This window comes from Roseomonas alba (genome assembly GCF_019430885.1).
Taxonomy (GTDB): Bacteria; Pseudomonadota; Alphaproteobacteria; order Acetobacterales; family Acetobacteraceae; genus Neoroseomonas; species Neoroseomonas alba.
Genome location: NZ_JAHYBZ010000004.1, coordinates 14,040 through 28,053 on the forward strand (window position 1 = coordinate 14,040; position 14,014 = coordinate 28,053).

Annotated in this window: 13 protein-coding genes; all 13 read left to right on the forward strand. The window is 72.0% G+C overall.

Going from position 1 to position 14,014, the window contains the following annotated elements; genetic code table 11:
- Positions 1-48: 48 nt before the first annotated feature.
- The 13 genes from KPL78_RS11865 to KPL78_RS11925 all read left to right on the forward strand — a co-directional run bounded on the left by KPL78_RS11865 (position 49) and on the right by KPL78_RS11925 (position 13,736).
- Positions 49-1,527: a flagellar hook-length control protein FliK gene (locus KPL78_RS11865; protein ID WP_219763179.1), complete on the forward strand. Its 1,479-nt coding sequence runs from the start codon at positions 49-51 to the stop codon at positions 1,525-1,527.
- Positions 1,528-1,543: 16 nt separating this feature from the next.
- Complete coding sequence (locus KPL78_RS11870) at positions 1,544-2,203, forward strand: flagellar hook assembly protein FlgD (RefSeq protein WP_219763180.1); 660 nt, start codon at positions 1,544-1,546, stop codon at positions 2,201-2,203.
- 102 nt (positions 2,204-2,305) lie between these two features.
- Positions 2,306-4,021, forward strand: a complete 1,716-nt coding sequence (fliF, locus tag KPL78_RS11875) for a flagellar basal-body MS-ring/collar protein FliF (protein ID WP_369412739.1) — start codon at positions 2,306-2,308, stop codon at positions 4,019-4,021.
- 1 nt (position 4,022) lies between these two features.
- Positions 4,023-5,021 carry a flagellar motor switch protein FliG gene (gene fliG / locus KPL78_RS11880; RefSeq protein WP_219763181.1) on the forward strand — a complete coding sequence of 333 codons (999 nt, stop codon included), beginning with the start codon at positions 4,023-4,025 and terminating at the stop codon, positions 5,019-5,021.
- Position 5,022: 1 nt separating this feature from the next.
- Positions 5,023-5,670 (forward strand): hypothetical protein, encoded by a 648-nt coding sequence (locus tag KPL78_RS11885; protein ID WP_219763182.1) that lies wholly within the window; start codon positions 5,023-5,025, stop codon positions 5,668-5,670.
- 3 nt (positions 5,671-5,673) lie between these two features.
- Positions 5,674-5,997, forward strand: a complete 324-nt coding sequence (gene fliN / locus KPL78_RS11890; RefSeq protein ID WP_219763183.1) for a flagellar motor switch protein FliN — start codon at positions 5,674-5,676, stop codon at positions 5,995-5,997.
- Positions 5,998-5,999: 2 nt separating this feature from the next.
- Entirely contained in the window at positions 6,000-7,379 is a 1,380-nt protein-coding gene (locus KPL78_RS11895; protein WP_219763184.1) for a sigma-54 dependent transcriptional regulator, read from the forward strand.
- A 3-nt stretch (positions 7,380-7,382) separates the two neighbouring features.
- The gene (gene flhA, locus KPL78_RS11900; protein WP_219763185.1) at positions 7,383-9,446 is read left to right on the forward strand and encodes a flagellar biosynthesis protein FlhA; all 2,064 of its coding nucleotides are present in this window, start codon (positions 7,383-7,385) and stop codon (positions 9,444-9,446) included.
- A 205-nt stretch (positions 9,447-9,651) separates the two neighbouring features.
- Complete coding sequence (locus KPL78_RS11905) at positions 9,652-10,578, forward strand: flagellar biosynthesis protein FlhF (RefSeq protein ID WP_219763186.1); 927 nt, start codon at positions 9,652-9,654, stop codon at positions 10,576-10,578.
- On the forward strand, positions 10,575-11,348 hold the full coding sequence (locus KPL78_RS11910) for a nucleotide-binding protein (protein WP_219763187.1): 774 nt from the start codon (positions 10,575-10,577) through the stop codon (positions 11,346-11,348). The genes KPL78_RS11905 and KPL78_RS11910 overlap by 4 nt, the downstream gene beginning before the upstream one ends.
- Positions 11,349-11,394: 46 nt before the next feature.
- The gene (locus KPL78_RS11915) at positions 11,395-12,552 is read left to right on the forward strand and encodes an OpgC family protein (protein ID WP_219763188.1); all 1,158 of its coding nucleotides are present in this window, start codon (positions 11,395-11,397) and stop codon (positions 12,550-12,552) included.
- Positions 12,553-12,557: 5 nt separating this feature from the next.
- Positions 12,558-13,295, forward strand: coding sequence for a GDSL-type esterase/lipase family protein (locus KPL78_RS11920; RefSeq protein WP_219763189.1), 738 nt, complete (start codon positions 12,558-12,560; stop codon positions 13,293-13,295).
- Positions 13,296-13,328: 33 nt separating this feature from the next.
- Positions 13,329-13,736: a hypothetical protein gene (locus tag KPL78_RS11925; protein WP_219763190.1), complete on the forward strand. Its 408-nt coding sequence runs from the start codon at positions 13,329-13,331 to the stop codon at positions 13,734-13,736.
- The last annotated feature ends 278 nt before the right edge of the window (positions 13,737-14,014 follow it).

The window sequence follows — 14,014 nt, forward strand, 5'->3', positions numbered from 1 at the left end:
TTGCGTCGGCGGAGGCTGGCGCATCGCGCGCCGGAAGGTGACGTTCCGATGGATGGACTGGCCGGACTCCTCCTGCCGCAGATCGTGCCAGGTGCGGCGATGCCCGGTGCGCAACCGGGCGCGACGGCGCCGGGGGCCTTTGCGGCACTGCTCGCGCAGGCGGGGGCGGCGCTGAAGGGCGCGGCGCCGGCCGACCCGGCAGCGGCCGGCCTCCCCGTCGAGGTCGCCACACCCGCGATCGGCGGCGTCGTCGCGCTGCCCGAGGGCGGGTTGCCGGCGGCGGCGGCGCAGGCCGCATCGTCCGGTGGCGCCTCCCCGCCGGCCGCCTTGGTGCCGATGGCCGCCGAGGCACGCGCGGCCGCGACCCCCGCGGCCGTGCCGGAGGCGGCCCTGGACGGCACGCTGACGGTGCCCTCCGACGCCACGGCGGACGCGGCCGAGGACACGCCGGCAGGGACGGACATCACCGCGACGGACGGCGCGCCGGCGCTGACGGCCGTCGCCAACGACATCCTTGGTCCCTCGCTGCCGCCGGCGGCGAACATCACGCCGCTCGCCGAGGCTCCGACCGCCCTGCCCGCCTCTCCGGTCGCAACACCGCCGCCCGCCCCGGGAGGCGTGCGCGCGATGTCGCCGGACATCGCGGGCTCTGCTCAGGGTGCGGCCGCACCGGGTGCCACCGACGCGCGGCCCCATCCGGCTGCGGCGCCTGCACACCCCGTCGCGACGCCCGAGACGGCGGCGGTCCCGGATGCCGCGAGTCAGGTCGCCGCCGAGGCACGGCAACGGCGCGCCGTCTCTGGCCGCCAGGAGTCGCCGATGGCGCCTGCACGCGCTGCCGGGAATGTGCGTGCGATGCCGGCCGCCTTCGCCGAGGCCGCCACCGCGGAGGCACCTGCCCCCACCGCCGCACCGCAGCCCGCCGCGATCCCGGCGTCGGTCACGCCCGTCGCGCCAGCGGCCGTCGCAGCGTCGCCGTCGGCGACCTCGCCGCGCCGCGCCGCCATCGAGGCGCCGGGCGTCGCCGATGCCACGTCCGCCGGCTCCCTTGCCCCGCCGCCGATGCTCCGCGCCGTCGAGGCCGGTGCGCCTGCCGCGCCGCCGCCGGCGACCACGCCAGCCCGGCAGATCGCGCCCGTCATCGTCTCCGTCGCCATCGCCGGCGGCACCGCGCGGCTGGCCGTCTCGCTCGAACCGGCGGAACTCGGCCGGGTCGAGATCAGCGTCGAGCGCAAGGGCGACACCGCCGATATCCGCGTCACCGCCGAACGGCCTGAAACCCTCGCCCTGCTGCAACGCGACCAGCGCGAGCTCGACCGCGCCCTGACCCAGGCCGGGATCGGGACGGATGGGCGTAGCCTGTCCTTCTCGCTGTCCGATGGCGGGGGCTTCGCCTCGGGCCGCGATGCGGAAGGGCGCGGGCAGCCGGGGCAAGGACCGCAAGGCGCCAATGCGCCGGGCACCGCGCCTGCCGCCGAGGCCCCGCCACCGCGCCGCCTGCTCTCCCTGATCGACCTTGCCGTCTGACGAAGGACCCCGACCGATGTCCGGAACCGTCTCCTCCACCAACAACGCCTCCGCCGCAGCCGGCACCGCCGCGACGCGGCTCGGCGCGGATCTCAATACCTTCCTGACCATGCTGACGACGCAGTTGCAGAACCAGGACCCGACCAATCCGCTCGACACCAACCAGATGACGAACCAGCTCGTGCAGTTCGCCTCGGTCGAGCAGCAGATCGCGATGAACCAGAATCTCGGCTCGCTGATCTCGTTGCAGCAATCGTCGCAGCTCACCGCCGCGGCGCCGCTGATCGGGCGGCGGATCGAGGTGACCTCCGACCAGGTCGCGCTGCAGAACGGCAGCGCGGAGGTGAGGCTGCCCGCCGCCGGCACGGCGCGCAGCGCGGAGATCGTCGTGACCAACGCCAGCGGCGCCGTCGTGCGGCGGCAGACGGTCACGCTCGGCGGCGACGCGACGAGCTGGACGTGGGACGGGAAGAACACCGCCGGTGCGACGCAGCCGGATGGTGCCTACCGCATCCAGGTCTCGGGACGGGATGCGAACGGCACGGCGGTCGCGGTGTCGCATACCGTGCGCGGCACGCTGACCGGCGCGCAGCGCACCGATGACGGGCTGACGCTGAGCATGGGCGCCCTGTCGCTGGGCTTCGACGCGCTGCGCAGCATCGTGCCGGAAAGCTGAAGCACGGCTTAGAGGCTCCGCACCGCCCCGCGCCCATCCGCCGTTAACCACCCCGAAACCGGCCACCCGGCAAAGTCTGCCGCAGGCGGCAGGAGGCGGCCCGTGGACGCGGCAGACGCAGCAGCTTCGACAGATCAGGCAGGCCGCGGCGCGGCTGCGGCGGGCGGCGGCCTGATCGGGCAGTTGCGCGGGCTCGGCGCCCTGCGACTGGCGATGCTCGGCGGGGCCGGGCTCGCGGTGCTGGGACTGCTCGCCTGGTTCGTGCTGCGCGCGGGGCAGCCGACCATGGCGCTGCTCTATGGGGACCTCGACACGCGCGATGCGGGGCAGGTGGTCGCGGCACTCGACCGCGCGCGCGTGCCCTACCGGATCGAGGGCGGCGGCAGCCGCATTCTGGTGCCGGAGGAGCAGGTGCCGCGGCTGCGCCTGTCCCTGGCGCGCGAGGGCCTGCCGCAGGGCGGGTCGGTCGGCTACGAGATCTTCGACCGCGGCGAATCCCTGACCACCACGCCGTTCCAGCAGGATGTGAACCGGCTGCGCGCGCTGGAAGGCGAACTCGCGCGGTCCATCCGGCAATTGGCCGGGGTGCGCGCGGCGCGGGTGCATCTGGTGCTGCCGCGGCGCGAGGCTTTCTCGCGCGATCGCGGGGATGCGCAGGCCTCCGTGGTGCTGACCATGCAGGGCGCGCAGCGGCTGGACCGCGAGGGCGTGCAGGCCGTGCTGCACCTGGTCGCGACGGCGGTGCCGGGACTGCGGCCGCAGAATGTCTCGATCGTGGACAGCCGCGGAGCGCTGCTGGCGCGAGGCGGGCAGGCGCTGCAAGGGCCGGGGGCAGCGAGTTCGCAGGATGAGGTCCGCCGCGCCCAGGAACTGCGCATCGGCCGCGCGGTGGAGGAGATGCTGGAACGCATCCTCGGCCCTGGCCGCGTGCGGGCCGAGGCGACCGTGGAGATGGATTTCGACCGCATCCAGACCACCGAGGAACGCTTCGATCCCGACAACCAGGTGCCGCGCAGCCAGCAATCCAGCCAGGAATCCTCGCGCGGGTCGGAGGGCGGGACGACCTCCGTGCAGAACAACGTGCCGAACGCCGACCCGAATGGCGGCGCGAGCACGACGCAGGAGACGCGGCAGGAGGAGACCACCAACTTCGAGATCGGCCGCACCACCCGCAACACCCTGCGCGAGCATCCGGTGGTGAAGCGGCAATCCGTCGCCGTGCTGGTCGATGGCGTGTGGGAAGCCCCTTCCGGCGGCGGCACCGCCGTCTTCCGCGAACGCACGGCCGAGGAATTGCAGCGCATCACCACGCTGGTGCAGGGCGCGATCGGCTTCGACGAACGCCGCGGCGACCGCGTCGATGTGGTGTCGCTGCGTTTCGCCGAACCGCCGGCAGGCGATCCCTCCGGGCCTGGCATGTTCGACCTGAACTTCAGCAGCACCACCCTCGCGCGGCTGATCGAGAGCGCGCTCTATGCCCTGGTCGCGCTGGTCGCGATCCTGCTGGTGGGCCGGCCGGTGATGGGGCGGCTGGTGACGCTGGCGGCGAAGCCCGCCGGGGCCATCGCCGCGGGGGCCGCAGGCGCGATCGCGGGTGCTGCCGGCGGGGCCGGGAGTGTCGCCGCCCTGCCCGGCCAGCCGGGCCAGCCCGCGGCCCTGACCGCGGAGAGCGAGGCCGACCAGGCGATGATCTCCCTCGCGATGGTCGAGGGCCAGATGCGCGCCTCTTCCATCGCGCGGCTGCAGGAACTGGTGGATCGTCACCCCGAGGAAGCGCTCGGCGTGGTGCGCCGTTGGATGACGCCGGAGGCCACATGACATGACGACATCGCTGTCCGGCGCGCAGAAGGCCGCGACCTTCATGCTCGCGATCGGGGAGGACCATGCGGCGCGCCTGTTCTCCAAGATGCATGAGGATGAGATCCGCGACATCTCCCAGGCCATGGCGGGGCTGGGCATGGTGCCGGCTTCCGCGGTCGAGGATCTGTGCCGGGAATTCGCCGACAACCTCGGCCAGACCGGCGCGCTGGTCGGGTCGTGGGAAACCACGGAACGCATGCTGCTCAAGACGCTGCCGCGCGAGCGCGTCGCCCAGATCATGGAGGAGATCCGCGGCCCCGCCGGCCGCACCATGTGGGACAAGCTGGGCAATGTGAACGAGGCGGTGCTCGCCAACTACCTCAAGAACGAATACCCGCAGACCGTCGCGGTGGTGCTGACCAAGGTGAAGGCCGATCACGCCGCGCGCGTGCTCTCCCTGCTGCCCGAGGGATTCTCGATGGAGGTCATCATGCGCATGCTGCGCATGGAGACCGTGCAGAAGGAGGCACTGGACGGCGTCGAGAAAACGCTGAAGGCCGAGTTCATGTCGAACCTCGCCCGCGCGCAGCGGCGCGATGCGCATGAGATGATGGCCGAGATCTTCAACAACCTCGACCGCCAGTCCGAAACGCGCATCCTCGCCGCGCTGGAGGAACGCAACCGCGACGCGGCCGAGCGCATCCGTGGGCTGATGTTCACCTTCGACGACCTCGCGCGGCTGGACAGTGCGGGGGTACAGGTGCTGATGCGCGCCGTGCCGCGGGAGCAGTTGACGCTGGCGCTGAAGGGTGCGTCGGAGACGCTGCGCGACCTGTTCCTCAAGAACATGAGCGAGCGCGCGTCGAAGATGCTGAAGGATGACCTCGCCAATCTCGGCCCGGTCAAGCTGCGCGACGTGGACGACGCGCAGGGCGCGATCGTGCTGCAGGCCAAGGACCTCGCCGCCCAGGGGCAGATCCAGCTCCAGGACGGGCGCGAGGACGAGATGGTGTACTGACATGCCCGACAGCTTCATCCCCCAGCGCAGCGAGGCTGTGCCGCGGCAGTTCATGCCGACGGTGCTCATCGCCGCGCTGGATGCCGCGCGGCGGCAGGCAGCGGCCCCGCCGCCACCCGCGCCGCCGGAGGCCGAACCGATCGAGCCTCTGCTCGAGGAAGCGCGGCGCGGCGGGTGGGAGGATGGTCTCGCCGAAGGGCTGCGGCGCGCGGCCGCGACGCAGGAAGCCGAGGCGACACGCGCCGCCGCCATCGCGGTCGAGGCGCTGCGCATGGGCGAGGCCGCGGCGCGGGAAGCGGCGACTACGGTGGCGCAGGATGTCGCGCGGCTGGTGCTGTCGGTGCTGGATGCCGCCCTGCCGGGGCTGGCGGCGGAGCATGCGGCACCGCTCGCCGCCGCCTTCGCGCGGCGCGTTGCACCCGTGCTGGAGGTCGCGCCGGAGGCCTGCCTGCGGGTGCCGGCGGGGCTCGCCGAACCGGTGCGGGCGCTGCTCGGCGCGATGGCCATCACGGTGGAGGAGGATGCCGCGCTGTCCCCGGGCGATGCCCGCGCGATCTGGCGCAGCGGCGGGGCGGCGTTCGACCTCGGCGAGCGGCGGCAGGCGATCCGCCATGTCCTCGAAGCAGCCGGCCTCGGGCCGAAGGAGTAGCGCATGTCCGGAACCCAGGGCTTCGAACCGGTCTCCGCCGCATCGGAGGAGGCGCGGCAGGCGGCCTCCGCCCCGGCGCGGGAGCTGGAGGCGGTCTATGACATCCCCGTGCAGATCAGCGCCGTGCTGGGGCGCGCGACGATGCAGGTGTCCCAACTGCTGAAGCTCGGACGCGGCGCGGTGGTGGAACTCGACCGCAAGCTCGGCGAGGCAGTCGACATCTACGTCAACAACCGGCTCGTCGCGCGCGGGGAGGTGGTGATGGTGGACGACAACCGGCTCGGCGTGACGATGACCGAGATCGTGAAGTCGGACCGGGGCGTCTGACCATGGCGCGCATCTTGATCATCGGGTCGCTGGAGGCGGAACTCGGCACGGCGGCGCGGATCGCAGCGGCGCGCGGGGCGCGGCTCGCGGTCGCGGAGGGCGCGGCGGCGGGTCTCGAACGGCTGCGCGGCGAAGGGGCGGACCTGGTCCTGTGCGACGTGATGCATGACGTCGCCTGGTTGATCGACCAGATGGCGGCGGAACGCATGGCGTGCCCGGTGGTCGCCTGCGGCCGGCCGGACGATGCCGATGGCGCGGTGCGGGCGATCCGTGCCGGGGCGAAGGATTTCCTGCCGCTGCCGCCTGATCCGGACCTGATCGCGGCCATGTTGCAGGCCGTAGCGGGCGATCCCGAACGGCCGGTGGTGCGCGACCAGGCCATGGCATCCCTGCTGGCGCGTGCCGAGCAGGTGGCGCGCGCGGAGGCCTCCGTGCTGATCATGGGGGAGAGCGGCACGGGCAAGGAGGTGCTGGCGCGGCACATCCATGCCGCGTCGCGCCGCGCGCGGGGGCCCTTCGTCGCGCTGAACTGCGCGGCGCTGCCGGAAGCCCTGCTGGAATCCGAGCTGTTCGGACATGAAAAGGGTGCCTTCTCCGGCGCCGTCGCGTCGCGGCGCGGCAAGTTCGAACAGGCCGAGGGCGGCACGCTGCTGCTCGACGAAATCGGCGAAATGGACCCGCGCTTGCAGGCGAAGATCCTGCGCGCCATCCAGGAACGGGAGATCGACCGGCTCGGCGGATCGGCCCCGGTGAAGGTCGATGTGCGCATCCTGGCGGCGACGCATCGCGACCTGGCGAGCGAGGTCGCGCGTGGCCGGTTCCGCGAGGATCTGTATTTCCGCCTGGCCGTGGTGCGGCTGCGCATCCCGGCGCTGCGGGAACGGCCGGGGGACATCCTGCCGCTCGCGCGGCATTTCGCGAAGCGCTATGCGCGCGCCAACGGGCTGCCGCAGCGCGGGCTGGCCCCGGCGGCGGAAGCCGTGCTGATGGCCCATCCCTGGCCGGGCAATGTGCGCGAGCTGGAGAACACGCTGCACCGCGCCGTGCTGCTCGCCGAAGGCAGCAGCATCGGGCCCGAGGCCATCGACATGCTGGAGCATTTGCCCGCCATCGCTCCCGATGCTGTGCCGCTGCCGGTCGCCCTGCCCGTCGCCCCGCCGGCGAAGCCGGTCTCGGCCCTGGTCGGGCGGCGGATGGAGGAGGTCGAGCGCGACCTGATCCTCGAAACCTTGTCGCATTGCCTCGGCAACCGCACGCGGGCGGCGGAGATGCTGGGGATTTCCATCCGCACGCTGCGCAACAAGCTGCATGAATACCGCGCGGCCGGCGTGACCGTGCCGCCCATTCCCGGCCAGCCGCCCTTCGCCCTGCCGGTGGGATAACGGATGGCGGCGATCGCCCTTCCAGGCTGGCTGCGCAAGGCGCAGCCGGGCAACGACATGGCGCTCGCGCTCGGCGTCGCGGCGCTGCTGGTCGTGCTGGTGGTGCCGCTGCCCACCGTGCTGCTGGATGCGTCGCTGGCGATTTCCATCACCGTCTCGGTGCTGGTGCTGATGGTGGCGCTGTTCCTGCGGCGGCCGCTCGACTTCACCTCCTTCCCCACCCTGCTGCTGCTGACGACGCTGCTGCGCCTGTCGCTGAACGTCGCGACCACGCGCACCATCCTGACCCATGGGCATGAGGGCGAAGGCGCGGCGGGGCATGTCGTCTCGGCCTTTGGTGGGTTCCTCATGGGCGGCGATGTCGTCGTCGGGCTGATCGTCTTCGCGATCCTGCTGGTGGTGAACTTCATGGTCATCACCAAGGGGTCGGGGCGCATCGCGGAAGTCGCCGCGCGCTTCAGCCTCGATGCGCTGCCGGGCAAGCAGATGGCGATCGACGCCGACCTGTCCGCCGGCCTGATCAACGAGACCGAGGCGCGCAAGCGGCGGCGCGAGCTGGAGGAGGAGACCGGCTTCTACGGCGCGATGGATGGCGCGGCGAAATTCGTCCGCGGGGACGCCATCGCGGGGCTGATCATCACCTTCATCAACCTGCTCGGCGGCATGGCGATCGGCATCGCGCGCTATGGGCTGTCGGCGTCCGAGGCCGCGCAGACCTTCTCCGTGCTCACGGTCGGCGACGGGCTGGTCAGCCAGATCCCGGCGCTGCTGGTCTCGGTCGCCGCCGGCATCGTGGTGACCAAGGGCAGCACGGAAGGCACGGCGGATGAGGTGATGCTGGGGCAGCTCGGCGCCGGGCCGAAGCCGCTCGCCATCGCGGCGGGGGCCGCGGCGGTGATGGCGCTGCTGCCGGGCATGCCGATGCTGCCCTTCTTCGCGCTGGCGGGCGCGGCGGGGGCCAGGGCCTGGGCGGCCCATCGCCGCGCCTTGGTGCCCGAGGAGGATATCGTCGGCCCGGCCGCCAGCGCCGCCGAGGTGCCGATTGCCGAGACGCTGCGCATCGACATGCTGCGGTTGGAACTCGGTTATGGGCTGCTGTCGCTCGCCGCCGGCGAGGCGCCGCGCCTGACCGAGCAGATCAAGGGCCTGCGCCGGACCATCGCGCAGGAGATGGGCTTCGTGCTGCCTTCTGTGCGCATCCAGGACAACCTCGCTTTGCCGCCCGACACCTATGCCATCCGGGTGAAGGAGATCGAGGCGGGGCGCGGACGGCTGCGCCCGCCGCTGCTGCTCGCCATCGACCCCACCGGCAATGTCCCGAACCTGCCGGGCGAGCGCTGCCAGGAACCGACCTTCGGCCTGCCCGCCATCTGGATCGAGGAAGCCCAGCGGGAGGAGGCGCTCGCGCGCAACTGCACCGTGGTCGATGCCGCCGGCGTGGTGGCGACGCATCTGACCGAGCTCGTGCGGGAGAACATGGCCGAGCTGCTCTCCTTCGCCGAGACGCAGAAGCTGGTGGACGAATTGCCGTCCGAGCATCGCAAGCTGGTGTCGGACCTGGTGCCCGCGCAGATCGGCATGGGCGGCATCCAGCGTGTGCTGCAGGCGCTGCTCGCCGAGCGCGTGTCGATCCGCGACCTGCCGACGATCCTGGAAGGCATCCAGGAGGCCTGCGCGGCGGGCGCGCGGTCAGTGCCGGGCATCCTCGCCATCGTGCGGGCACGGCTCGCGCGGCAGCTTTCGGATTCGGCGCGCGGGCCACAGGGCTATGTGCCGATGATCACGCTCTCCGCCGACTGGGAAGTCGCCTTCACCGAGGCGCTGGTCGGCCCGCCTGAGGAACGCCAACTCGCCATGGCGCCGTCCCGCCTGTCGGAATTCATGGAGCGGCTGCGCGCGGCCTTCGATGCCGCGACGGCGGCGGGGGAACATGCGGCGCTGGTGTGCTCGGCGCCGATCCGGCCGCATGTGCGGGCGATCGTGGAACGCTTCAGGCCGGCGACGATGGTGCTGGCGCATACCGAAATCCATCCGCGGGCGCGGATCCGTACGGTGGGGTCGCTGTGATGGCGGGATGCGGGCAGGTCGGGGCGTACAGCGCGGGGCGACGCCGTGGCCTAAGTGATTCCGTCAGGAAGGACGCGGACAGGCGCCGCGCCGTGGACGCGAGGATAAAGGGACGGCTGGCCGGGGAAGGGCTTTGCCCCTCTCCATGTCCCTCGGCCTCGAGGCTTCCGTTGCCCCTGGAGCATCCCCCCTCCGAGCCGCCCGCATGCGCCTGAAGACCTTCCGCGCCACCCGCATGGCCGAGGCGATGGCGCTGCTGCGCGAGGAGCTCGGCGCCGAGGCGGTGATCCTCAGCACGCGGCGCACCGCGCAGGGCGTCGAGATCACCGCCGCGCTGGAACCCGAGGAACCGGTGCTGATCCCGCCGGCGGGCAGCGTCGCGCCCGCCATGCCGGTGCAGGGGCCGCTCGCCTTCCATAATCCGCCGGCCGCGCTGGCCGCGGCGCTGGGGCAGGCGCCGCTCGACCAGGCGCTTGGCCGCGCGCTGGGTTTCGGGCCGCTGCCGGATGCGCGCGACCGGCCGCTGATGCTGGTCGGGCCGCCCGGGGCGGGAAAGACGCTGACCTGTGCGAAGCTCGCGGCGCGACTGGTGCTGGCGGGCTCGCCGCCGGTCGTCGCGACGACGGATGGGCAGCGCGCGGGGGCGACGGCGCAGCTTGCCGCCTTCACGGGCGTGCTGGGACTGACGCTGGCGGTCGCGCAATCCGCGGCGGCGCTGTCCAAGGCGCTGGCCCGCCGCGCGCCGGGGCAGCAGGCGCTGATCGACACCGCCGGCTGCGATCCCTTCGACCCCAACCAGGCCGTCCTGCTGCACGCGCTGGCCTCTGCCGTGCAGGCGGAACTCGTGCTGGTGCTGCCAGCCGGCCTGGATACCGCGGAGGCCGCGGACCTGGCGCGGGCCTTCGCGGCCCTCGGCGCGCGGCACCTCGTGCCGACGCGGCTCGATGCGGCGCGGCGGCTAGGCGCCGTGCTCGCGGCGGCCGAGGCCGGGCCGCTGCTGCTCACCGAAGGCGGCACCAGCCCCGAGGTGGTGGACGGCCTCGAACCCCTCTCGCCCGCGCGGTTGGCCGCGCGGCTTGTCGCCGCCCCCCGCCGCGGCATCCCGATCGAGGCCGAGGAGGCCCTGCGATGAACCATGCTGCCACGAGGCCCGTGCCCGCCCAGGGGCGCATCCTCGCCATCGCCTCGGGCAAGGGGGGCGTGGGGAAGACCTGGTTCGCCATTACCCTGTCCCAGGCGCTGGCGCGGCTGGGGCGACGCGTGCTGCTGGTCGATGCCGATCTCGGCCTCGCCAATATCGACGTGCAGCTCGGCTTCCAGCCGGCGCGCGACATCTCCGCCGTCATCGCGGGACAGGTGGGGGTGGAGGAGGCGGCGATCTCCCATCCTGCGGGCTTCGACATCATCGCCGGACGGTCCGGGTCGGGGACGCTCGCCATGCTGGACGGGGCGGCGTTGGCCTCGGTGATCGCGCTGCTGCCGCGGGCGGCGTCGCGCTGGGATGTGGTGGTGGTGGATCTCGGCGCCGGGCTGGAAGCACCGCAGCGCCGGATCGCGGCGGCGGCGGATACGCTGCTGGTGCTGGCCACTGAGGAACCGACCAGCCTGACCGATGCCTATGCCGTGCTGAAGCTGCATGGGCGCGACCGGCCAGGGGGCGATGCCCGGATCGTGGTGAACCTCGCGACCGATGCCGCCGGCGGCGCACGGACCCACGCGGCGCTGGCGCGGGCCGCGACGACATTCCTCAAACGGGAGGTGCCGCTCGCCGGCGTGGTGCGGCGCGACGCGAAGGTGCGGGACGCGATCCGCCACCAGGCGCCGCTGCTGACCCGGCACCCGGCCAGCCCGGCCGCGACGGATGTCGAGGCCATCGCCCGGGGGCTGATGACCGTGCCGTAACATCGTGTCGCTTGCGGTTCGGCGCAGTCCGGTGTTCACGGGCGCCATGACTTCGCTTGTCCGCCTCGACCGGGACCTGCGCGTGGACCTCGTGCGCGGCTTCGCGCTCTGGGTGATCTTCGTGAACCACACGCCGGGGAACTGGCTCGGCTATATCACGCCGCGCAACTACACCCTCTCCGACGCAACCGAAGCCTTCGTCATGCTGGCCGGCTATGCGGCGGGCATCGCCTATGGCGCGGCGATGGACCGGCAGGGGTGGTTCTTCGCGGCGACGCGCGTCATGGGGCGGGTCTTCACGCTCTATGTCGCGCACATCTTCCTGCTGGTGGTCTTCACGGCGCAGGTGGGGCTGTCCGCCGCGCGGCTCGATTCGGCGGCCTATCTGGACGAGTTGCACCTCGATCCCTTCGCGACCGACCCCTATCGCGCGCTCCTCGAGGCGCTGCTGCTGCGCTACCAGCCGTCCTTCCTCAACATCCTGCCGCTCTACATCACCATCCTCGCCATGTTCGCGGTGGCGATGCCGCTGATGCGGTATCCACGGCTGATGCTGGCGCTGTCGGCAGGGCTGTGGGCGGCGGCGCGGGTCTTCGACATCACCCTGCCCTCCTGGCGCGGCGAGGACTGGTTCTTCAATCCGCTGGCCTGGCAGGTGCTGTTCTTCATCGGCTGCGCGCTGTCCTACCGGCCGCCGGGCGGGGCGCCGCTGTCGGTGCCCTGGCGGCGCTGGGCGGGGGTGCTGTGCGGCGCCTTCCTCGGCGCGGGGGCGGTGCTGACGGTGATGATCTGGTTCCATTGGGACTACACCGAGGCGACGCTGCCGGCCTTCGCGCCCTATCTCGCGGCGATCGACAAGGCATCGCTGCATCCGCTGCGCCTGCTGACCATGCTGGCGCTGACCTACCTCATCGCCCATCTGCTGCCGCGCGACGCGGCCTGGCTGCGCAGCCTGCCCGGCCGGGTCTTCGCGCTGATGGGGCAGCAGGCACTTCCGGTGTTCTGCGCGGGGATCGCGCTGTCCTTCCTGGCCCGTGTGGGGCTGGAGGCGGAGGACACCTGGTGGATGCAGATCGTGGTGAACCTGGTCGGCGCGATGGCGCTGGTGGGCCTCGCAATGCTCACCGCCTGGTATGGGGCGGAAAAGCGTGGTGCCCCGCGCACGCCGCGCTTGCCCAGTCCGCCGCAGCCCGATAGGAATTAAGGCCGATGCGCCGCATCCTCGCCCTGCTGATCGGATTGGGGCTGTCGCTGCCAGCCCTGGCGGCGCAGGGGCCGGGCTGCGGGGCGCCCACGGAATGGCTGCAATCGCCGCCACTGCGCGCGGTAGCCGCCGGGCTGACGGCGGGGCACCTGTCGATCCTCGCGGTCGGCACGGCGTCCATCACCGGCGCTGGGGCATCGAGCCCCGCCGCCGCCTGGCCGGCGCGGCTGGAGGCCCTGCTGCGCGACCGCCGTCCCGACCTGCAATTGCGCGTCGAGGTGCGCGGCACCCGCGGCAGCACCGCCACCGACCAGTGGCACGAGATCCAGGACGCCCTGCGCGGCAGCCCGCCGCCCACCCTGGTGATCTGGCAGGCCGGCACGACCGAGGCGCTGCGCAGCCTGCCCATGGATGACATGGCGACGACGCTCGGCGAAGGCCTGGAGAGCTTGCACGCGCGCGACATCGACGCGGTCGTGATGGGCATCCAGTTCAGCCGTTTCCTGCGCGCCAACGTCGATGTCGATCCGTATCGCGACGCTCTGCGGGTGGTCGCGGCCGCGAACCATGCCGGGTTCTTCTCCCGCTACGACATCATGCGCGCCTGGGCCGAGGCCGGGACGGTGGATGTGGAACGCGCCTCGCGGGAACACCGCACGGCGGAGATCGACAAGCTGAACGACTGCCTGGCGCGGGCGCTGGCCGCCTTCATTCGGGATGGGGTGGAGGAGGCGCGGCGGTAATCGCGTAGGCGCGAAGAAGGGGAAGGACGAACGATGGCGGGATGGATTGACGGCGCGCCGAGCTGGTCGCACGGCATTTATGATTTCGGCCTGCTCTACAACGAGCAGACGGGATGGCAGCGCGTGCTGCAATGCCACATCACCGTGTGTAAGCAGGACTCGCGCAGCGGCGCGAATGTCCACATCTCGATGTACAATACGCAGGGTGCAGAGATCAGCGTCTATCGGCCGAATACGGCCTGGGCGAAGCTCTACTACTATCCGGACCAGAACGGCGCGCTGTTCGACAATGGTGGGCCGCGCAGCGGCTTCATCCGGAACATGCCGTGCTTCGACGTGATCAAGCCGAAGGCATTCGAGTGCTTCTACGAGAAGTATCCGAACCTGCGGCCGCAGGCGCCGCTTGCGCTGGGGGACGAGTCGCAGTGGCCTTCGCTGTAGGGGCGGCGCGGCGGCACGGAAGATTGGAGGGGCGCTGCCCCTCCTAGAGCATTTCCGGCGAACTTCCGTTCACCTGCAATGCTCTAGGTGTTTGTTTTTACGAGCATCTTCACCTGTCCGGATGAGTTCATCCAGACAGGATCTGCTCTAGCCACCCCGCCAAAGACCGAGAGGCCTCTGGACACCTTGAGTTGGTACCGGGCACGGCGGTTCGGCCAGGATCATGCCGGGCGGCATGGGCACCGCCTGGGGGAAATTCCTGCGCTGCGCGCAGAGCG

What these genes read in the sequence shown, in the direction of transcription:
- KPL78_RS11895 (WP_219763184.1), top strand. Translation starts at nt 6,000, where the DNA reads ATGGCGCGCATCTTGATCATCGGGTCGCTGGAGGCGGAACTCGGCACG.
- KPL78_RS11915 (WP_219763188.1), top strand. Translation starts at nt 11,395, where the DNA reads ATGACTTCGCTTGTCCGCCTCGACCGGGACCTGCGCGTGGACCTCGTG.
- KPL78_RS11910 (WP_219763187.1), top strand. Translation starts at nt 10,575, where the DNA reads ATGAACCATGCTGCCACGAGGCCCGTGCCCGCCCAGGGGCGCATCCTC.
- fliG (WP_219763181.1), top strand. Translation starts at nt 4,023, where the DNA reads ATGACGACATCGCTGTCCGGCGCGCAGAAGGCCGCGACCTTCATGCTC.
- KPL78_RS11885 (WP_219763182.1), top strand. Translation starts at nt 5,023, where the DNA reads ATGCCCGACAGCTTCATCCCCCAGCGCAGCGAGGCTGTGCCGCGGCAG.
- KPL78_RS11920 (WP_219763189.1), top strand. Translation starts at nt 12,558, where the DNA reads ATGCGCCGCATCCTCGCCCTGCTGATCGGATTGGGGCTGTCGCTGCCA.
- KPL78_RS11865 (WP_219763179.1), top strand. Translation starts at nt 49, where the DNA reads ATGGATGGACTGGCCGGACTCCTCCTGCCGCAGATCGTGCCAGGTGCG.
- KPL78_RS11870 (WP_219763180.1), top strand. Translation starts at nt 1,544, where the DNA reads ATGTCCGGAACCGTCTCCTCCACCAACAACGCCTCCGCCGCAGCCGGC.
- KPL78_RS11925 (WP_219763190.1), top strand. Translation starts at nt 13,329, where the DNA reads ATGGCGGGATGGATTGACGGCGCGCCGAGCTGGTCGCACGGCATTTAT.
- flhA (WP_219763185.1), top strand. Translation starts at nt 7,383, where the DNA reads ATGGCGGCGATCGCCCTTCCAGGCTGGCTGCGCAAGGCGCAGCCGGGC.
- fliN (WP_219763183.1), top strand. Translation starts at nt 5,674, where the DNA reads ATGTCCGGAACCCAGGGCTTCGAACCGGTCTCCGCCGCATCGGAGGAG.
- KPL78_RS11905 (WP_219763186.1), top strand. Translation starts at nt 9,652, where the DNA reads ATGCGCCTGAAGACCTTCCGCGCCACCCGCATGGCCGAGGCGATGGCG.